Raw genomic sequence first — 20,077 nt, forward strand, 5'->3', positions numbered from 1 at the left:
AAAGGTCTAAGCTCTTACCAGCTTAGACCTTTTTTATTTGTGGATGAGTGTATTGAACCTTGGGTATTATGGATTTGAATGATTCTTCTTTCCTAGCTTAAATTCGTTCCAAGTGGAATAAGCAAACAAAACAACTCCTGCTGACCAAACTACCAGGATTATATACATGGAAAGTTTATCTGCCTTCAACAGTTTATGATAATTGAAAAAAGAACTATCAAAAATATACGCAAACCTAAAGTAAAGAAATGCTAAAAGTGAAGTGGAAGAAATCCATAGAATATGGGATTTAGAAAATTGAATTTTAGCCCAATCATAATATCTCCCAAAATCTATAAAAGCTACATAGAAGATGAAATTTGCCGAAAAGGCAATATTCAAAATCAACAAGTTCAGCAGGTGAAACGTGCAAGCCCCTAGAAGCCAGAGCTTCCAGAATTTCCTGCCTGCCAATAACAAGAGAAAGGCTGACAACTCGAAAAATACTCCTCCCCAATCAAATATATCGAGCCAAGCATAGGGCAAAGCATTTAATGAACCTGAGAGAAACATACCTGACTGCTTCACATAGATAGAGGAATAATACCAGCGCAAAAACCCATTTTTTGTGATGTCAAAATCTATCCAATTGATCCCTTTGACCGATCCGGCAGTAAACATCCCAAAGCAAAATAATACCGCCAATAAAGCCATACATTTTTGGACGATGAGTTTGGCTACTGGTTTATCAGGAATTAAAGCAAATCCAGAGCCCCAACCAGCGAAAGACAAGCAACCCAAAAAGATCAGCAAAAATATATTGTGATCAATTTTCCCCATAGAAAACTGAAAATTATATCCTACAAAAAGTAAAAGAACCAGAGCTCTTGTAGCCAGTTTTGCACGGATACCTAGCGTCATCAGCACAATACTAATACTCACTAGAATATCCAGCCATAGAAAAAACCATGCTGGCGGAAAGCCGCTTAATAAATTGGGTAAACTCAAAAGTGGGGGATAAAAAAAGACGCTTGGAACTTCTCCTATCCATGCAAAAAATGGAGAATATATCATCAGGAGATAGATCCCAACAAAAGGCCTTAAAAGCCATAGAGACTCCTGCGAAACTTCGGTAGAAACCCTTACTCTATCCCAAAAAGTCTTATTTAAGCCCTCCACCAACGCTAATAATCTCTTCATCACCAATTATTTTTTCAAATTTCTCATCATTTGGATAGGATAGAATCTCGACATTCACCAGTTTAATCCTATCAGGTTCAAAGCCTTGTGCTTTTAATTTTCCAGCAAACCAGTCTGTAGATTTTCTTCTGTCTTCTTCTGATGATTGTTTTTCTTGATTTCTGAGTAAATAATCAAAGGCCCAGGACAATTTAGCTTTTATGCCACTCTCACTATCTTTCTTCTTTGGCAATGAGTCTATAATATTAAAAAGATCAGAATTATGTTTTAATATATTCCGTAAGTAATGCTGAGGAACCGGTTTCATGAATTCTACCTCATCTATTTTCCCCCATCCAATCCCTTCCCGATATCCATGCAGCTCAGAATACCTGTAATTAATTATAGCCGAATCCAAGGGCACAGAAACCATTCCCTCGCCTCCTGGGAAAAGCAATGCCGGATAGGGTTCGAGTCTATAACTTAATGTCCTTAGGATAAAAGGAACCATTAAAATCAAAAGCAATGCTATGGTAAACCTGACAGAAAACATGGTTGTATAAAATCATTTATTCTAGATACAAGTAAACTGAAAAAAGGCAATAACTAAAGACGTTTAAGAAAAATGTGGATCAAAAATAAAAAACACAGGATTCGACTCATGTCACTTTCTGCTGGCAAAGTCTAACCTAAAAAGCATGAAGAATTGAAAATCCATAAGCTACACTTCCTGAAAAATGGCAGATGAAGGCAACAAATATTACTCCTTAACAGCTTTTACTTTACTTTTATCTTCACATTCTTCAAGCATTTGCTTACTATTTTTCCCAGAAACAGGATGTGCAAAACCCGGCAAAATCTCCGTCAATGGGACAAGCACAAACTTCCGGTCTGCCAAATAAGGATGAGGGATTTTCAGCTCCGAAGTTTCAAGTACCAGACCTCCAAAATAAATAATATCAATATCCATCGTTCGATCTCCCCAGTGTTCCTCTCGTTGCCTTCCAAGATCTATTTCAATCTGTTGGATAGCAGCTAAGACTTCTAAAGGAGAATGTGCAGTATTAATTTCAACGATTTGATTCAAAAAAGGGCCTTTAGCCACTCCCCCCCAAGCTTCTGTTTCGTAAACTTTCGACTTCGCTGTCACTTCACCTAATTCCGAAACAGCCTTTACAGCCGACGTCAGCAGTGCATTTCTATCTCCTTTATTTCCTCCTAAAATTAAAACTGCTTTTTTGAACATTCTTCTCCAGTAATTGCTTTTGTAAACATGGCTCAAATTAGGTTATTTTGGGCCTTCAAATAATTTAGCTTATGAAATTCTTAGGAAATGTACTGGCGGTGATCGTCGGTCTTTTTGTTTTCAGTATACTCGGTGTGCTTCTAATGTTTGGCTTGATAGGCATTGCCGTGTCTTCAAGTTCAGATAAAGAAGTATCAGTAAGTGAAAACACAGTTTTGCACTTGGATCTTAATGGTAGATCTATTGTAGAGAGAACGTCAGAGGATGACTTGGACCTTTCCATGTTAGGAAATCCATTTGGCCAGGAGTTCAGCGCAGGACTAATCAACCTTAAAAAAGCCATTGGTGAAGCCAAAACCAATGAAAACATAAAAGGGATCTACCTTAACACTGGACTGGTAATAGCTGGACAGGCAAATCTGCATGAGCTTCGTGAAGCCTTAGTAGACTTTAAAACTTCCGGCAAGTTCATTGTTGCCTACGATGAAGCTTATTCAGAAGGTGGGTATTACATTGCTTCTGTAGCTGATGAGATATACTTGAACCCTATAGGGGGAATGGACTTTAATGGCTTTTCTTCTGAAGGAATCTTCTTTAAAGGACTTTTTGAAAAAATAGGGGTACAACCAGAAATATTCCGGGTAGGTGAATTCAAATCAGCTGTAGAACCTTTTATCCTTGAGAAAAGCAGTCCTGAATCCAGGCTTCAAACTCAGTCGTTTCTTGATGATATGAATCAATTTGCACTTCAAGGAGTATCTGAGTCTAGGGGTATACCCTTCGATAGCTTGAAAAAAATCAATGATATGATGTTGGTTCGCAAGCCTGAAGACGCCGTTTCTTATGGATTGGTGACAGAGTTACTTTATATGGACCAAGTACTTTCTAAAATGAAGGAAAAGCTTGGTATAGACGAAGACGATGACATCAAAACGGTCAACGCCACTGACTTGAGTAAATTAGCTAAGTCTAAAAACCTTACATCTTCTAATAGAATCGCTGTGATCATAGCCGAAGGCGAGATAGTAGGAGGAAATGCCGATGGTGTCATCAGCTCAGAAAAGTTCGCCAAAGAGATTAGAAAAGCACGCAAAGATGATAATATCAAAGCAATCGTACTTCGGGTGAATTCTCCTGGAGGATCGGTCGTTGCTTCAGAAGTGATTTGGAGAGAGATGGCAGAGGCTAAAAAGGCCAAGCCTGTTTACGTGTCCATGGGTGAAGTAGCCGCTTCTGGCGGTTATTATATCTCTGCACCAGCTGATACCATCGTGGCACAGCCAAATACTATTACAGGTTCTATTGGCATTTTCGGTATGATGTTCAATGCCCAAGAGCTGCTAAATGAGCATTTAGGAATTACTACAGATGTTGTAAAAACAGGTGAGCTTTCAGATTTCATGAATCCTACCAGACCAATGACTGAAGTGGAGAGAAACATCATCCAAAACACCATAGAAGATGGGTATGAGACTTTCGTCAAAAGGGTATCCGAAGGTAGAGGGATGTCCCCAGAAGCTGTAAAAGAAGTAGCTTCAGGAAGAGTCTGGACGGGAAATCAGGCTAAAGAACGTGGATTAGTAGATGTACTAGGAGGACTGAATACTACAATTGAACTTGCAGCGGCGAGAATTGGTGCAGGAGATGATTATCGTGTTGTATATTACCCTACTAAAAAACCATGGTTTGAAACTATCATGGAGGACCTAGGGAACAATGTTCAAATCAAAATCCTTCAGAGTAAGTTGGGATCTAACTACGCTATTTACAAGCAAGTGGAAAAACTAAAATCCTATGAAGGCATTCAAGTAAGAATGCCACAGGAATTCATTATAAAATAAAAAAAAGCGGCCTAGGCCGCTTTTTTTATGTCTTTTGCAACAAAATCAACCAGGCCCGATCCACATCATCTTCATCGAGTGCTTCTTTCGCTAAAAGATGTAAGTGATCTATTAAAGAATCTGGATCATTTTTAAAGCGGACTCTCATCTCTTGGACCTCTGCACTTTTCCCAAATTCCGCAACCTCTACTTCGCTAGGTAATGCTTCTACATTCCCTAATCTTCCCAAATTATTCCCACTCAGGATTGCGCTATTTCTTACCTCTGCTGGCATTTGGTCAATTCCAATTCCTAGGTTCCTTAGCGGCTTAGGGATCTGAAAGAGGGAAGCACCACTGGCACGGCTATACCAATTCCCACCTAATCGTGCTACAGCATCTAGTTTATTAGGATCTATCACACCTGCCTCATCAAAAATGGCTTCATTTACATGAGCCGCCAGCACCTCACAGATCACAATACTTCCAGCACCTCCACTTTCTCCAAGTGACTTCACTTCATTCACCTTGCACTCAAAGGACACATGGGCTTCTTTTATCCGAGGCGGTTTCACTTCATTTGATACCACTTGCGTAAACCCCGCTTTTTCAAATTCATTCACTCCCTTTTCATACTCAGTGCTAGCCAAGGACATTTGCTCCACCATCCCAAAATGTACGATGTGAATCACTACTTCAGGAACTTCCAAAATATTTTCAAGGGTATGTTTAGTAGTGTTATTCCTCATTCGCCTCAAGGGAGAAAAAATTAGAATTGGTGGCTGAGAACTTACCAAATTAAAGAAACTAAAGGGGCTTAGGTTTACATTTCCAGCCTTATCGATAGTGCTGACAAAGGCAATTGGTCTTGGCGCCACTGCGCCTTGCATCAAGCCATAAAATTCTTGGGTACTTAGGTCTTTGGGATAAAAGGTTTTCATGTGTTTACAATTATTTTCTTATTTGTCATATGCTTAACTGTAGCCGGATTTGCAGTTTCGGATATTGAAATTCATTTTCTTATCAGTAGCTTAAATCCTCCCTTTATATTGGGCGGACAAGGTTTCATTTGATGAAATTATGATTCAATTTTAATTACATAAACCATTTCGAACGAATAAGTTCTAAAATCATGACAAGAACCCTGAAAAGTTTACTAAAAACTAGCCTATTACTGGTGATACCACTAATGGGAATGAGTTCGATTTCCGATGCCCAAACCCACAATTTTGCTACGTTCAATATAAGATATGCTAACCCAAATGATGTTGGAAATCTCTGGGCAGATCGCCTTCCGCATGTAGCAAGCCTGATCCAATTTCATCAAATTGAATTGGTAGGAGTGCAAGAAGCATTAAATAACCAACTCTTGGATCTGACCAGAGAACTTGGTTATTCCTACATTGGTGTTGGCCGGGATGACGGAACAGAAAAAGGTGAATATGCGGCTATTCTCTATAATCCAGAGATGTTTGAGATTTTGGATCAAGGCACTTTTTGGCTTTCGCCAACTCCTGAGAAGCCAAGTAAAGGTTGGGATGCAGCACTAAATAGAATCTGTACTTGGGGCAAATTCAAGGATATGAGCGGAAAAATTTTCTACGTTTTTAATATTCATTACGATCACATCGGTCAGCAGGCACGTGAAGAAAGCAGCAAACTGGTAATGGCTCAGGTATCTCTGATAAACAAGGAAAATGCGCCCGCAATTTTGATGGGTGATTTCAACGTCCGACCTGAGAATGCGGCCTATTCTACCATCACTTCCAACCCTGATTGGCAGGATGCCAGGTTAATTTCCGAAATCCCTAGCTATGGCCCAGCTGGATCATTTACCAGTTTTGACTGGGAGAAAATGCCTGATGGAATCATCGATCATATTTTTGTGAAAGGTGATCTCAAAGTAATAAGACATGGAATACTGACTGATAACTATGGCAAAAAGTATCCATCGGATCACTTTCCTGTGTTGGTTGAAGTAGCTTGGAAATAATTCACTTATTGATTTAAAGTAAAAAAGGCCGTCAGAATTTGATTCTGACGGCCTTTCGCTTTATGGCTTATTTAGTATCACGGCTCCAAAGCCGCAACTCCTGGAAGCACTTTGCCTTCCATGTGCTCTAGCAATGCGCCTCCGCCTGTAGAGACGAAAGAAACATCATCTGCATAGCCAAATTTATTGACTGCAGCAGCGGAGTCTCCGCCACCGATAAGAGAGAAAGCACCAGCTTTAGTAGCAGCTACAACTGCTTCAGCGATGGCCTTAGTCCCTTTATCAAAAGAAGACATCTCGAAAACCCCCATTGGGCCATTCCAAAGTACAGTCTTGGATTTCATAATTTCTGCCGCAAAAAGCTCAGCCGTTTTTGGTCCAATATCTAATCCCATCCAGCCGTCAGGAATCTCGCCTTTATTCGCTAATCCTTGTTCTGCATCGTTTGCAAAAGCCTTGGAAATAACCGTATCAACTGGAAGAATCAAATTCACTCCTTTCGCTTTTGCCGTCTCCATCAATTCCAATACGAAATCAAGTTTGTCAGCTTCCAAAAGTGAATCACCGATAGTCCCACCTTGCGCTTTGGCAAAGGTATAAGACATTCCTCCACCAATAATCAGTGTATCTACTTTGTTCAGTAATTGCTCGATGATCAAAATCTTATCAGCGATTTTCGCACCGCCCATAATTGCCGTGTACGGTCTCTCAGCATTACCAAGAACTTTATCTGCGTTTTTCAACTCAGAAAGCATCAGGTATCCACAAACCTTATCGTTGAAAAACTGTGCAATCACAGCCGTAGAAGCATGCGCTCTGTGTGCTGTGCCAAAGGCATCATTCACATATACATCTCCAAGTTTAGAAAGCTTTTCTGCAAAGTCCTTATCGCCCTTTTCTTCTTCCTTGTGAAATCTAAGGTTTTCCAAAAGCAAAACTTCGCCTGGTTTTAGGCCTTCAGCAATCATTTCAGCTTCTCTTCCAATGCAGTCAGGAGAAAATTTCACGGGTTTATCAAGTGCTTTTTCTAGCGCTAAAACAATGTTCTTAAGAGAAAATTTATCTTCAGGACCAGATTTAGGTCTGCCTAGATGTGACATCAATATCACAGATCCACCATCATTCAATATTTTATTGATCGTAGGTAGTGCAGCCTGAATACGAGTGTCGTCAGTTACACTCAACATGTCGTCCAAAGGCACATTGAAATCCACTCTAACGAGTGCTTTCTTGCCTTCAAAACTTAGATTATCTACATTTTTGATTCTAGAGTTCATAGTAAGGTTAATAGCTTTTGATTAATTAAATAAATAAAAATCAGGTGTGAATTTATCAAAGATTACGGCAAAAATCGACTTTCGCCTGTGATCAATTTGCTAAGAAGTGATGGAAAGCAATTTTATCCCTTCGTCGCAGCCCGCTTCAATCGGTCATTTATCGCTTTGCCTAAGCCTTTCTCAGGCATCATTTCCGCTAAAATCACTTGGACATTTGATTCATCCAAAGTCCTCATTGCAGCAAAAAGATTCGTGGCAGCCTCTTTCAAATCAGAGCCTGGACTCAAGGCTATTTGATATCCAGAAGGAATGGAATCAAACTTTTTGTCCAAAGAAAGGACCGCGAAATCGGTGCCTTCTTTTGTATGATCCAATATAAGGGTTGCCAAATCTCCGATCAAAAAAGGCTTCGTTGGTGCGTAATGGCTTTCCAATAAACCTGGGGCCTGTGGATTCGAGGAACTGTGGCTTTTTACTCTCACCTTCCCAACCAAGGCTTCGATGTCAGAAATATCTAAACCTCCTAGTCGATAAACCACGATTTCATCACCCTCCATTCCCACAATCGTACTTTCTAAGCCCACTTTACATATGCCGCCGTCCAGAATGTAGGAAATTTTGCCTCCTAGCTGTGCGTCCACATGTTGGGGCGAGGTAGGGCTGATGTAGCCAAAGGGATTTGCACTTGGCGCTGCTAAAGGGTAATCGATCTTCGAAAGTAACTCCAACGTCAGTTGGTGATCTGGGACACGAACTGCAACGCGATCCAGCCCGGAAGTCACTATATCTGGAATGGTCTCTTTCCTAGGAAGCAAAAGTGTCAGTGGACCTGGCCAAAATTGCCCTGCAAGCTTACGAAGTGGCGCGGGAATATCAGTCACATAATTTTCAGCTTCCTTAAGCGAAGGAACATGAATTATCAGCGGGTCAAAACTAGGGCGGTTTTTCGTCTCAAAAATAGACGCTACAGCCACTGGATTCAACGCGTTCCCTGCCAAACCATAAACGGTCTCCGTAGGAATGGCTACCAATTTAGCAGCATCTAAAACTCTTTTTGCTTGCGATATGTCTTGCCCTATCTCTGCCATTTTACTCGCAGAAGTCGTCTATCCAAGTTTTGGCTTCAGTGTATCCCAACTGAAGTGCCATTTTCAGGTCTGCACATCCTTCTTCTTTTTCTGATTCTCCCAAAGCCGACATTCTAGTTACTCCTAAAAGGTAGTAAGCGGCAGCATTTTTCCCATCCAAATTGATGGCATCAGTCAATGCTTTCATCGCATTACCTGGATCGTTATTTCCTAAAAGGGCTTTGCCACGATTAAAGTGCACCAACGCCTGATTTGGCTCTACCTGAAGTGCCGCATCAAAATCCAATAATGCATCTTCGTACTCTTCCAAACCTAACAAAGCCAGTCCACGGTTATAATAAATATCAGTTTGAGTAGGGTCAAGAAGAGTTGCCATATTATAATCTGAAACGGCGTTTTTGAAGTTTTCCAGTTTCAAATTGGCATTCCCACGGTTAAACCAAGCCTTATAACTAGCGGAATCTGCTTCAATGGAAGCGGTAAAAACAGGAATTGCTTCTTCAAATTTGTCCTCTTGAAAAAGTGCTGCGCCCTTAGCATTCAAAGCAAGTGCATTTTCTGGGTTGATCTCCAGCGCTCTGTCAAAAAGGGAAATTGCTCCCTGCCAGTTTTGAGCATCCATTTGCAGGATTCCCTCTTGTACCAATTCCTCTTCACTTGGGCTACAACCCATTAATCCTGCCATCAGCAAGGTAATTATCCAAAGTTTTTTCACAGCTTAAATTTTGCGCAAAGATAAGGATTGTGACTTTGTTTTCAGGAATTGGACTGAAGTTTTGCCCTATAGTTTTCAGGAAGCGGCATAGGCTTCATCGTTTTCATGTCCACAGAAACGAGTATGCATTTGCTCTTTGCAAAAATATGGGGATCACCGGATTTGGTTTCTCCTACCAAATATTGCTCTAGATCAAAGGAGCTATTTCCCAGCCTGCTACATTTTACCAAAGCTTTGATTCTATCATCTACATGAATAGGTCTGAAGTAATCCATTTCAATTCGTCCTACTACACAGCCGACTTTCATAATATCCCATTGGCACACCTGCTCCAAGAAAACAGCTCTGGCATGCTCGAAGTAATTGAAATAGATCCCATTATTGACATGCATGTATCCATCAATGTCGGAGAATCTAATCTGAATGGGTAAGGAAAACGCTATCTCGCGCTGTAACTGCGCAGGGTCAGGTTTAATCATTAAAGGAGGATTTCTGATTTACTGGTTTTCTCAAGCATTCTCAGAATTGAAGGATTGTATCCAATCACATCCTGCACTGAGTCAAAAGCCACCCAGGCTAATGAAATACTCTCATCACTTTTGATCAAGGGCTCGTAGAGATCTGCCTCCAAAATGTAACGCACATCGAAATGAAAATGCTCAGGAACGTGCGGCCTCTCAGGAATAATATGCTTATCCAAGTCAAAAATAGTCTTATCTACAAACTCCAAACTTTTCAAACCACTCTCCTCAATCGCCTCTTTCATCGCTACTTCCAGCAAATCTTCATTTCCGTCAGCGTGACCGCCGAGCTGAAGCCATCTTCCTAATTTGCGGTGGAGAGTAAGTAAGGTATGTGTACGTTTACGATTTACTATCCATGCAGACGCGGTAAAATGACCTTCCAATCGCTCTCTATCGTAGGCAATAGGATCTTCCGTCAAATCCAAGAAATCCTGAATAAAACTTGCCTCCTCCTCATATGGTGTCCGGTATCTTCCTAGTTGCTCTTTAAAGTTAATTCTGTCCATCATGGGTTGCTTCAAATAAATGATCAAGAAATTGATCGAAAGGTTCTGGATCTAGGTATAGCCTATCCGAATAAAACGTCGCTAATACCTTGAGGTAATTGGGCTGGTTATTTACATTTATTTTCTCGATGGAAATATTGCCATATAACTGAGAAATCAACTCATTCTTGGCAAGTATTTTCAAGGGCGGTTTGAAATAAAATTTTTCGGTGACTTTCACCTGATCGTTTACTTCTTCCATTTTCCGATCAAAACTCACTTGCCTATAGCCCAAAGCTAGAACTCGCTGCGCAAAAGCCAAGAAAAGCAATGAAAATGTTTGCTCATCCAAAGGATCGTCATAGGTGATCGCAAAACCTCTGGCATATTTCGAATCGAGAATGTGAGTTTGCGGACGCTCCTCGATCTGTATAGTTTTGAAGTAATAAGACTTAGAGACTTGGGCAAAAAGCTCTCGTCCCTCAGTTGAATTCATCCAATCCCGTACTTTGGCTACTTCTTCGTCTTTCTGCACAATGTTCTCCTTGTGATTCACCGGAGCTTTTTCCGATGAATTGAAAACTTTGTTGAACAGATCGTCAAGAAAATTACTCATGAGTTGTAAGTGCGTAGTTGCCAGATGCAAGAAGTGTAATATATCCTTGATCCTGCAAAATGCGCAAAACTCGAAGGTTTTTTTCAGAAGCCGGCAAGCGTATACGTTCGAATAGGTTCCGTTCTGTCAACTCCCCTACGCTGTTTAAAGTTTCCAGAATTTTATTTCTGAGCTTATTTTCAGCCAGATCAGGGTGATTAGACTTGCGCTGAGATATGCACACATCGCAAACTCCGCAGGTTTGATCTGTACTTTCTCCGAAATATTCCTGAATGAACTGAGTCCGGCAAAGCTCAGATTGCTTCCCGTAATTCACCATACTTTGAGCCTTTTCCAGCGTCAAAGCTCTCCTAAGTTCTATTCTTTTGAAGTTCAAAGGTAATTTTCCTGCGTCATAACGTGGAGTCAAAAAGGTAATCTGAGGCTTATCCTTGCGCTGATCATACACCATTACTTCCAATTGCTCCAGTTGCTTTAGTGATTTGATTAACTCACTCTCATAGATGTTGAGTGACTTAGCAAGTTTTGATTCCTGAATTTTTATGTATTCTGAAAAAACATTTCCTCCATACGTTCTCATGATGATTTTCACCACAGGATCCAGCTTTGCGTAAGCGATTTGAATCTCATATAATCGAGAGGGGTCCACGGTAAAATGGATCTTGGACGGAGAATAATAGCTTTCACTTAAGCCAATGAAACCCTCCTCCTCCAATAATTTCAAGGCATAAAAAGTCTCCAAAACTCCCAACTCATAGGTATTTGCAAACTCATTCCATTCAAAATCAAAACTGCTGAGCATGTTACTTCCAACAGCAATCCGGTAATAATTTGCGAGACACTGGTAAACCCTTCTGACAAAATCCAGCGGAGGATAAACTAGCTCTGCTCGCCTCAAAATAGTTTCGAAATCCTGATTATTTGCCAATAACACTCCATAAGCCTTCTGCTCATCTCGCCCAGCTCGTCCAGCTTCCTGATAGTAATTCTCCACATTTTCTGGCAAATCGCTATGAATCACCACACGCACATCCGGCTTATCAATTCCCATCCCAAAAGCATTGGTGCTGACCATCACACGAACTTCATTTTTCATCCAAGCTTCTTGGCGCATGGCTCGATCTTGCATGGACAAGCCCGCATGATAGGCTGAAGCAGAAATCCCCAATTGGCCTAATGCCTTGGCGATTTGATGTGTTCCTTGCCTGTTTCTCACATACCAAATCGCAGTCCCATCAATTCTACTGAGTATTTCCAGTCCCTTTTCCAGTTTATTTTCTACCAGTCTCACGCTGTAGCTAAGGTTTTTTCTGGCAAAACTCTGATGAAATTCTGCTGGCTTTTTCATCTCCAAGCGCTCGGTAATATCAGCGCAGACTTGAGGTGTAGCCGACGCGGTCAAGGCTAGAACTGGAACTTTGGGGTGAAAAGGACGAATCAGCGCGATCTCCAAATAAGGCGGACGGAAATCATAACCCCACTGCGAAATACAATGCGCCTCATCCACTGCAATCAAATTGATCTTCATCTGGCGAAACCGCTCGATAAAAAGCTCAGCTTTCAGGCGCTCCGGGGATACATATAGAAATTTATAATCTCCATAAATGCAATTGTCCAGCGTGCGATCAATCTCCCGATAACTCATCCCAGAGTAAATCGCGGCGGCTTTGATCCCTTTTGCCTTCAAGCCATCTACCTGATCTTTCATCAAGGCAATCAGGGGACTAATAACCAGGCAAATTCCATCTATGGTCAAGCCTGGTATCTGATAGCATAGTGACTTCCCTCCCCCCGTCGGCAAAAGCGCAAGCGTGTCCTTCCCTGCCAGTACTGACTCGATTATTTCTTTCTGGACTGGCCGAAAATCAGCATGTCCAAATACTTGTTGAAGGATCTCAGTAGCTCTAGTTAGCATTTACCAATCTGGCGAAGTTTTATTTAAGAAAGCAGTAATTCCTTTCTTACAGTCCTCATGAGCTCGAGCTTTGGCGTTAGTTTCAGCAGCTAGCTCCAGAGATTTATTTCTGCTTTCTAGGTTTAGCTCTCGCAAAAGGGACTTGGTTTTACCCATTGCGTAGTCGGAATTTTGGGAAATTAGCTTGGTTGCAAATTCCATGACATATTTCTCCAAAAACTCAGAAGGCTCCACTCCAGTGATCAAACCTAATTCTGCCGCTTTGGTAGCAGTAATAAACTCGCCAGAGAGCAATAGCTCCTGAGTTTTGGCTGCTCCAATTTGCTCCTGCAAAAAAACAGAAACCAAAGCTGGAACAAACCCAATCCTCACTTCGGTATAACCAAACAAAGCTTCCGGAACAGAAAAAGCGAAATCGCAAACCGTAGCCAATCCACATCCTCCAGCTAACGCATGGCCTTGGATCTCCGCTATCACGACCTTGGGAACGCTATAAATCAGATTAAATAACTCCATCAATCTGCGGCTGTCTTCCAAATTCTCCTCATAGGAAAAATCTTGGAGTTGTTGCAAATAGGCCAAATCAGCACCTGCACAAAAAGCCTTTCCAGTGGATCGAAGCAAAATAATTTTCACTTTTTCGTTTGCATTCATTTCCACAAAAGCCTGGTGCAAACCACTAATCAACTCAGGGCTAAGTGCGTTACGTTTTTCTGGCCTATTCAGCCTGATAATTCCTATTCTATCGAAGATTTCTGTGATTACAGCGCTCATTTGTAGTGCAATTTGGGTTTGGGATCAAGTTAGTTTCAATAGCAGGCTTTGCAAAATCAAACTCAGAAAAGTATTCGGTATGCTACCGAATCAACCTCCAGCGTATTTTGTGCTGGCACGATAACCCACTTACCACCAGCCCAACTATAAATTGATTTTGGAGGCTTTAAAAACTGGAGTCTTTTATGTTTTGGATCAAAGCTAAAGTCAGCTCCAATGAAGTCTAGTTTTCCTGAATCCAGCTCGTGCACAAGTAATGAAGTTGGGAATTGAGTGAATTGATTTTGAACTCGATTGGGGTCCACTGAATAGCTGATCTCTCCTCCTTCAAGACCTTGGTTCCAGGAATAAATTTCTCCGGAAATAGAAAAATCAAACAACTGAGACTTCTTTCCTTGATAGACAAATAACTCTCGGGAAGGGCTTTGCAATTCGGAATAAAATTGAAATGCGCTCCAAAGAAAGATTAAAGTCAAGGCTAGCCAAGTTAATTTTCTTTTCGACCCAAACTCCCAAGAAGCTACTATCAAAAGTATTCCCCAAACGAGTATCATCCCTGAAAACTCTATGGTCAGCCGATCTAGTTTTCCACCGGGAATTAACCGGATAGCTTCAGCAACCCAATTTTGAGCCCAAATCAACCAACTTAAAGCCCAACCTAGAACATCACCCAAAACTGGAATCCACCCGAAAATCATTAAAGGAACTCCTACCTGCATAATGACAAAAGCAAGTGGCAAAATCAGCAAATTCCCTATCAAGAAGTAGGTTGGAAAGACATGAAAGTAATAGATAGAAAGCGGAAAAGTAACCAGTTGAGCCGCAAAGCTAACTGTAATCAATTGCCAGATGTATTCTAGAATCTTATGTCTTGGCAACCACAAATTCAGAATTAAAGGCTGAATCATCACAATCCCCAATACTGCCAAATAGGACAATTGAAACCCTACTTCGTAGATCACATCAGGATTAATTGTAATCATCAAGATCGCTGAAAAGGCTAGGATATTATAAATGGATGGACGCCGCTCTCGCATCTGACCAAATGTGAGCAAAGAAAACATCGTTGCCGCTCTTACCACAGATGGTGACAATCCAGTGAGAAATGCGTAAAGCCAGATGATAAAAATGACGAAAAGAAGATAAAGTCTAGCTTTTTCTTTTTTCAATTTGAGCGGCTTTAATATCAGTATGAACAAGGCATAAATAATCCCCACATGAAGTCCTGAAACGGCCAGTATATGCATAACGCCAGCTTGAGTGTATGCTTCTCTAATAGTCGGATCAAGCTCTTTTTTCTGACCAAGTAGCAACGCCAATGCGATTTGAGCTGCGTTTTCATCAGGAATTTTCGATTTGAGCATCTCTCCGATGTCATGTCTCAAATTCACCAAAAAGTATTCAAACCCAACACCAGCAGTCGAATCAACTACTTGGAAATCTTTACCAATAAACTGACGGAAGAAAATCCCTTGCCTAGCCAAATATTGTCGATAATCGAATTCATATGGGTTGAGTGGAGCAGCTATTTGCTCTGGACTTTTACTCACCATCAACACATGCCCTGGTTTTAGTCCCTGTTCATTTTGATGATAGATCAAGACTTTGGCCTGTGCATCTTTCCATGCGCCATCGGCGAAAATAGATTTCACTTCCAGAAGATTCTCAAAAGAATTAGGCTTTTGTTGATCGTAGGCTACCACTTCAGCGAGATAGCTTTGTGAATATAGAATCTCCGTGCTGACATCAGTTTGTTGCTGCTTGAATAAAACCAAAAGTGCCCCAAAGAATATCAATGCCATATAAGCCAGGTAGCTTGGCTGAAATACCATCCTCCTTTTTTCCTGCTTAGAAACTAGAATCAAATAAACCAGCCAAAATAGGGTTAGTATAATTGAAAGGACCATCAGGTCAGGAGTCCCATTCGAGTTGCCCCAAAAAACCCCGATCAAAACAAAAGGCAGATACCGTAAAAATGGAAAGTCAGCAAACCTCATATTGAAAAAATTAAAGAATTAATTTACTTCATTTTTTTCATAAAAGCTCACAACTTTCTAAATAGGTAAGACAAAAAAAAGAGCCCAAACTGGGCTCTTCAAATAATGTATGTTGAAGTAAATTTAGAATCTATAGCCTAAATTAAATCCTGCATTGAATTCTATACCAGCAAATCTGTCTGAAACATCATCACTGAAGTTTCTACCCACACTCGCGAAAGGTCCAAACGCAAAGTTTTTAGACAATTCCCACTTATATCCTGCACCGGCACCTAGGATAAATGCTGTCATATCAGTTGTTTGAACTCCTCCTCCATCTGCAGGCTCTTCAAAATCTCCTAATCGAAGTTTAGCCAAAGGGAATAAGAAAAAACGACCACTGTTACCTTTACCAAAGTAAAAGTTCAAGGAAGCTTGTAACGAATTGGTTTTATATTTTTTGCCGTTTTTCTCATTATTAATCCCAAAACGATCGTTAATAAAGCCTTTAAATTCCAAGGAATGATCATCACTCAAGTAGCGCTCATAGCCTACTTCTAACGACCCAAACCAAATTAAATTAAGAAAATTGACGTGAATTTCGTTTGAAAAACCACCATAGCTGGGAGTGGAGCCGCCGCTGCTAGAAATCACATCTTGTGAAAATCCGGTCACCACAAATGCCAGAATCAGAGTAAGAGTAAAAATAATTTTTTTCATCTGTTTATAATTGTTTTCTATGGTCATATGGAGTCTCGCCTAAGAAATAATCATCTCAGTGTTTAACGTATTCGTTATGCTCGATTTCATATTTCTATAATTAGTTTTCGAATAAGAGGCAATACTTAAGCCAATTGCATTTTATAGTGCATAATATTACACTCTTCAAATATATCTCCAGCTTTTTCAAATCCAAATCTTGAATAAAGTGGGACTGCAGATAGCTGGGAATGAAGATACTTTTTGAGCCCGTTTGCCTCTGGTGTTGCCTCAATATCTTTCAAGACAGCAACGACTAATGCTTGCCCTACACCTTGCCCCCGTACATCTTTTAACACTGCAAAACGCTCCAATTTCACCCCATTTGGGGTTATTCTCCATCGTGCAGCTCCCACAGGCTGATCATCCATACAGGCCAAGAAATGGGAACACTGACTTTCATACTCATCGTATTCAGCCTGTGGGTCCACCCCCTGCTCTACCACGAAAACCTGCTCTCTGATCTTAAAAGCAGCCTTCAGCTGATCATCACGGGTTATTTTTTCTACTTTGAGACTCATTTCTCTCTTGTTCTTTGTAATAATGATCTTTCTCGTATGCCTCGATAATAGACTTCACTAGTCTGTGTCGGATCACATCCTTACCACTAAGATTTACAACACCAATTCCCTTCACATCTTTGAGGATTTTTAGCGCTTCAGACAATCCGCTTTTTTGCCTCACAGGCAAATCCACCTGAGTCTGATCACCTGTGATTATCACCTTGGAATTTGGCCCCATACGAGTCAAGAACATCTTAATCTGCTCATTTGTTGTGTTCTGAGCTTCATCCAGAAGGACAAAAGCATCATGTAGGGTTCTTCCGCGCATATAAGCCAAAGGTGCAATCTCGATCACACGGGTTTCTTGGTAGTATTTTAGCTTTTCAGGTGGCACCATATCCTGAAGCGCATCGTAGATTGGTCTTAAATACGGATCCAATTTCTCTTGTAGATCGCCAGGCAAAAATCCTAGGTTCTCTCCAGCTTCCACAGCTGGCCTAGTGATGATGATCCGCTTAACTTCTCTATTTTTCAAAGCCCGAACGGCAAGTGCTACTGCTATATATGTTTTTCCCGTACCAGCAGGCCCTAAGGCAAAAACCAGATCATTCTGCATGGCAGATTCAACCAGTTTTCGTTGATTAGCTGACTTAGGCTTGATTACTATCCCTTTGTTTCCAAAAACAATAACCTGATCCCTGTTAGCCTCCTCAAAAGGAACTCCTTCCACATCCAAATAGTCTTTAACATTCTCAGGGGTAATATGACCGAATCGATCCACGTGCTCCAATAACAAATTCAGAACATCGTTAATCCTCAGAATCTCAGGAGCTCCGCCTTGGATACGGATCTCATTGCCTCGAGAAATAATTTTACTTTGGGGAAAGGCAGCGGCAATTTGCCGTATATTCTCATTGGCTTCGCCTAGAAATTCTGCCAAGGGAACATTTTCTAACGTGATTACTTTTTCGACCAAACTCTTATTATTGATTAGATTATCGTTGAAGGTAGAAGAATAAAATTTCTATTTTTGTTCCAATCCCTCCTAAACAAAAGTACAAAAATTTTAATTGACTTGCTTCTATGGCATTGGTTACATTCCTCTCAGATTTTGGGGACAAAGATTACTACGTACCGGCAGTAAAAGCTAAAATGCTTGCCGTAAATCCACAGTTAAACATCATCGATATTTCTCACAATATCGAGGCATTTGATATCGCTCATGCAGCATTTGTATTACGATCCACATTCAGAGATTTCCCTAAAGGCACCGTCCATCTGGTATCCTTAAACACTACGGGAAGTATCACGCATGGGTATATCGGTGTAAAGCTGGAAGAACACATTTTTGTAGGACCAAATAATGGGATTTTAAGTCTGTTGGCAGATCATGAGCCAGGCATAATGGTTCAGTTTGCAGATATACATTTGAAAGATTCCACGTTTCCTACAAAAGATATTTTGGCACCCATCGCTGCAAAAGTTGCCAGTGGAGCTGCGATCCATGATTTCGGTGGGCCACTGAAAAACTTCCGAAAACTCATGTCGCGACATCCTAAAGCTACTCGCGAGCACATCACCGGTCATGTTCTTCGAGTAGATCGCTATGGAAACCTGATCACGAATATTAATAAAGAAGTATTCGAAAAGTTAAGCCCAGGCAAATTCACCATAGAATTTGGTCGAGAGTCAGTGAACAAACTTCACAATGGCTACGATCAAGTGGAACCTGGAGACTGCTTCGCTTTCTTCAACAGCTTGAACCTATTGGAAATCGGAATAAACCATGGCCATGGCGGTGAATTGCTCGGTCTTAAATACGACAGTGTCGTTTACGTAACCTTCCATGCCTAATGCTAATCCGAGTTGTAAGAATGACTTTCAAGCCAGAAGGGGTAGCTGAATTCCTGGAAAATTTCCAAGCAAATAAGAAATCTATCAGGAATTCCCCCGGTTGTCATTATTTGGAGCTTTGGCAAGATGAGAATGAGAAAAATATTTTCCTGACACACAGCCATTGGGAAAGCGAGGAAATGCTGAATCAATACCGTGATTCTGAGCTTTTTAAAACTGTCTGGTCGTTTACCAAAACACTATTCTCTGAGAAACCCTTGGCTTTTAGCTCAAGAAAAGTAGAAGAAGTAGAAAAATGAGTTTGTAGAAAAAAGATTCTTTCCTCATATTTGCATCCCGTTACGCAAGTGATGGAGCCAAGTCTGGTGTAAGGCCAGACTTACCGAATGCCCAGATGGCGGAATCGGTAGACGCGTTGGTCTCAAACACCAATGCCGCAAGGCGTGCCGGTTCGACTCCGGCTCTGGGTACACAAAACCCCTTCTTAAGCGATTTTGAAGGGGTTTTTGCATTTTTTGGCAAACTATTGGCAAACATTTCAGAAAATTAGGTCTCTGTGTTCTTTTGATATCAAATAATCATCGGGAATACTTTTGCAGAATCCAGACTTGAAAAGGGAAATTGCAAATCCCTTCTTATCAATGAATGACGCTGAATAAATCAAGACTGCTTTTTCTCCTTCACTTAAAAGGTTCTCTAAATATTGTATTTTACTTTCAAGCTTACCTCTTTCAGCCATTTCAAGTAGAGGATAAACCAGCTTCTTAAAAGTATCATATTGACCTGTTGAAGTGTTAAAAGAGCTATTACTTAGGTGATGGAGAAGTGATTCTTTAAATCCTTTAGGACTATTTATATCAAACCCCAATTCTTTTTTTGAATCACCTTTCACAGCTTTTCGGACATTTTTCCAATAGGAATCAAAAGCTTTTGCCCCAGACTCCTTATTCCAAGTGTATTTCACCTTTGATCTAAATTCAATCCAAAGATTCAAGTACTCTGCAAACTCTTTAGATGCTTCCTCCCTATCAAGTCTCTCCCTCTGCTCATCTAATTGCGTTTGTTGACCAAGAAAAGTCAGGTACACATAAATAAAGCCTACCAAAGCAGCCAGGGGGCCTGCAAGACCGCCAACAAACATGGCATAATTTATTAAAGAAAAACAAAACTTTTCCTGCCAGATTAAGGGCACTAAAAAAACCACAAACACCAGAGCCAACATCACCCATGAAACTAGTTTTAATATTCTTTCCTGTCTATTGATCCGGCCTACTTTTCCCATGTCTCAAAATAACAATTTCTTCCTACATGGTATAATTGTAAAAAGTACAATCCTTTTCTGCTATACTACAAGATATAAGTGCTTAGATTTTCT

At 40.7% G+C, this 20,077-nt stretch carries 21 protein-coding genes and 1 tRNA gene; 5 read left to right on the forward strand and 17 right to left on the reverse strand.

Annotation, left to right across the window (positions count from 1 at the left end; translation table 11 throughout):
* Positions 1-66 precede the first annotated feature (66 nt).
* The 3 genes from ACPUEN_RS11540 to folK all read right to left on the reverse strand — a co-directional run bounded on the left by ACPUEN_RS11540 (position 67) and on the right by folK (position 2,404).
* On the reverse strand, positions 67-1,179 hold the full coding sequence (locus ACPUEN_RS11540; RefSeq protein WP_425636021.1) for a hypothetical protein: 1,113 nt from the start codon (positions 1,177-1,179) through the stop codon (positions 67-69).
* Positions 1,142-1,678 (reverse strand): hypothetical protein, encoded by a 537-nt coding sequence (locus tag ACPUEN_RS11545; protein WP_425636022.1) that lies wholly within the window; start codon positions 1,676-1,678, stop codon positions 1,142-1,144. The genes ACPUEN_RS11540 and ACPUEN_RS11545 overlap by 38 nt, the downstream gene beginning before the upstream one ends.
* A 240-nt stretch (positions 1,679-1,918) precedes the next feature.
* Positions 1,919-2,404 (reverse strand): 2-amino-4-hydroxy-6-hydroxymethyldihydropteridine diphosphokinase, encoded by a 486-nt coding sequence (gene folK, locus ACPUEN_RS11550; RefSeq protein WP_425636023.1) that lies wholly within the window; start codon positions 2,402-2,404, stop codon positions 1,919-1,921.
* 71 nt (positions 2,405-2,475) lie between these two features.
* Here folK and sppA point away from each other — a divergent pair, with 71 nt between their 5' ends.
* Complete coding sequence (gene sppA / locus ACPUEN_RS11555; RefSeq protein ID WP_425636025.1) at positions 2,476-4,245, forward strand: signal peptide peptidase SppA; 1,770 nt, start codon at positions 2,476-2,478, stop codon at positions 4,243-4,245.
* 25 nt (positions 4,246-4,270) lie between these two features.
* Here sppA and ACPUEN_RS11560 read toward each other — a convergent pair whose 3' ends face one another.
* Positions 4,271-5,164 (reverse strand): flavin reductase family protein, encoded by an 894-nt coding sequence (locus ACPUEN_RS11560; protein ID WP_425636026.1) that lies wholly within the window; start codon positions 5,162-5,164, stop codon positions 4,271-4,273.
* 191 nt (positions 5,165-5,355) lie between these two features.
* Between ACPUEN_RS11560 and ACPUEN_RS11565 the strand changes: the two genes are divergently transcribed.
* Complete coding sequence (locus tag ACPUEN_RS11565) at positions 5,356-6,216, forward strand: endonuclease/exonuclease/phosphatase family protein (RefSeq protein ID WP_425636028.1); 861 nt, start codon at positions 5,356-5,358, stop codon at positions 6,214-6,216.
* 77 nt (positions 6,217-6,293) lie between these two features.
* Here ACPUEN_RS11565 and ACPUEN_RS11570 read toward each other — a convergent pair whose 3' ends face one another.
* The 12 genes from ACPUEN_RS11570 to ACPUEN_RS11625 all read right to left on the reverse strand — a co-directional run bounded on the left by ACPUEN_RS11570 (position 6,294) and on the right by ACPUEN_RS11625 (position 17,824).
* A complete protein-coding gene (locus ACPUEN_RS11570) occupies positions 6,294-7,493 on the reverse strand; it encodes a phosphoglycerate kinase (RefSeq protein WP_283414844.1) in 1,200 nt (399 codons plus the stop codon).
* A gap of 122 nt (positions 7,494-7,615) precedes the next feature.
* A complete protein-coding gene (locus ACPUEN_RS11575; protein WP_425636030.1) occupies positions 7,616-8,581 on the reverse strand; it encodes an L-threonylcarbamoyladenylate synthase in 966 nt (321 codons plus the stop codon).
* 1 nt (position 8,582) lies between these two features.
* Entirely contained in the window at positions 8,583-9,254 is a 672-nt protein-coding gene (locus ACPUEN_RS11580; RefSeq protein WP_425640189.1) for a tetratricopeptide repeat protein, read from the reverse strand.
* Positions 9,255-9,337: 83 nt separating this feature from the next.
* Positions 9,338-9,775: an acyl-CoA thioesterase gene (locus ACPUEN_RS11585; RefSeq protein WP_425636031.1), complete on the reverse strand. Its 438-nt coding sequence runs from the start codon at positions 9,773-9,775 to the stop codon at positions 9,338-9,340.
* Positions 9,775-10,326 carry an NUDIX hydrolase gene (locus ACPUEN_RS11590; protein WP_425640190.1) on the reverse strand — a complete coding sequence of 184 codons (552 nt, stop codon included), beginning with the start codon at positions 10,324-10,326 and terminating at the stop codon, positions 9,775-9,777. Before ACPUEN_RS11590 ends, ACPUEN_RS11585 begins: the two co-directional genes overlap by 1 nt.
* Positions 10,313-10,921 (reverse strand): hypothetical protein, encoded by a 609-nt coding sequence (locus ACPUEN_RS11595; protein ID WP_425636032.1) that lies wholly within the window; start codon positions 10,919-10,921, stop codon positions 10,313-10,315. The genes ACPUEN_RS11590 and ACPUEN_RS11595 overlap by 14 nt, the downstream gene beginning before the upstream one ends.
* Entirely contained in the window at positions 10,914-12,836 is a 1,923-nt protein-coding gene (locus tag ACPUEN_RS11600; protein WP_425636033.1) for a RecQ family ATP-dependent DNA helicase, read from the reverse strand. Before ACPUEN_RS11600 ends, ACPUEN_RS11595 begins: the two co-directional genes overlap by 8 nt.
* Positions 12,837-13,610 (reverse strand): enoyl-CoA hydratase/isomerase family protein, encoded by a 774-nt coding sequence (locus tag ACPUEN_RS11605; protein ID WP_425636034.1) that lies wholly within the window; start codon positions 13,608-13,610, stop codon positions 12,837-12,839. It abuts the gene before it with no gap.
* Positions 13,611-13,672: 62 nt separating this feature from the next.
* The gene (locus tag ACPUEN_RS11610) at positions 13,673-15,607 is read right to left on the reverse strand and encodes a ComEC/Rec2 family competence protein (protein WP_425636035.1); all 1,935 of its coding nucleotides are present in this window, start codon (positions 15,605-15,607) and stop codon (positions 13,673-13,675) included.
* 123 nt (positions 15,608-15,730) lie between these two features.
* A complete protein-coding gene (locus ACPUEN_RS11615; protein WP_425636037.1) occupies positions 15,731-16,306 on the reverse strand; it encodes a DUF3575 domain-containing protein in 576 nt (191 codons plus the stop codon).
* Positions 16,307-16,431: 125 nt separating this feature from the next.
* Positions 16,432-16,866 carry a GNAT family N-acetyltransferase gene (locus ACPUEN_RS11620; RefSeq protein WP_425636038.1) on the reverse strand — a complete coding sequence of 145 codons (435 nt, stop codon included), beginning with the start codon at positions 16,864-16,866 and terminating at the stop codon, positions 16,432-16,434.
* On the reverse strand, positions 16,835-17,824 hold the full coding sequence (locus ACPUEN_RS11625; RefSeq protein ID WP_111610615.1) for a PhoH family protein: 990 nt from the start codon (positions 17,822-17,824) through the stop codon (positions 16,835-16,837). The genes ACPUEN_RS11620 and ACPUEN_RS11625 overlap by 32 nt, the downstream gene beginning before the upstream one ends.
* Positions 17,825-17,931: 107 nt before the next feature.
* Between ACPUEN_RS11625 and ACPUEN_RS11630 the strand changes: the two genes are divergently transcribed.
* The 3 genes from ACPUEN_RS11630 (at position 17,932) to ACPUEN_RS11640 (ending at position 19,172) form a co-directional block, all read left to right on the forward strand.
* Positions 17,932-18,702, forward strand: a complete 771-nt coding sequence (locus ACPUEN_RS11630; RefSeq protein ID WP_425636039.1) for an SAM hydrolase/SAM-dependent halogenase family protein — start codon at positions 17,932-17,934, stop codon at positions 18,700-18,702.
* Positions 18,702-19,001, forward strand: coding sequence for a putative quinol monooxygenase (locus ACPUEN_RS11635; protein ID WP_425636040.1), 300 nt, complete (start codon positions 18,702-18,704; stop codon positions 18,999-19,001). Before ACPUEN_RS11630 ends, ACPUEN_RS11635 begins: the two co-directional genes overlap by 1 nt.
* A gap of 89 nt (positions 19,002-19,090) precedes the next feature.
* Positions 19,091-19,172, forward strand: a tRNA-Leu gene (locus ACPUEN_RS11640).
* Positions 19,173-19,240: 68 nt separating this feature from the next.
* Here the strand turns inward: ACPUEN_RS11640 and ACPUEN_RS11645 are convergent.
* Complete coding sequence (locus ACPUEN_RS11645; RefSeq protein WP_425636041.1) at positions 19,241-19,984, reverse strand: hypothetical protein; 744 nt, start codon at positions 19,982-19,984, stop codon at positions 19,241-19,243.
* Between the last annotated feature and the right edge of the window lie 93 nt (positions 19,985-20,077).

This window comes from Algoriphagus yeomjeoni (assembly GCF_049821175.1).
Lineage (GTDB): Bacteria > Bacteroidota > Bacteroidia > Cytophagales > Cyclobacteriaceae > Algoriphagus > Algoriphagus yeomjeoni_A.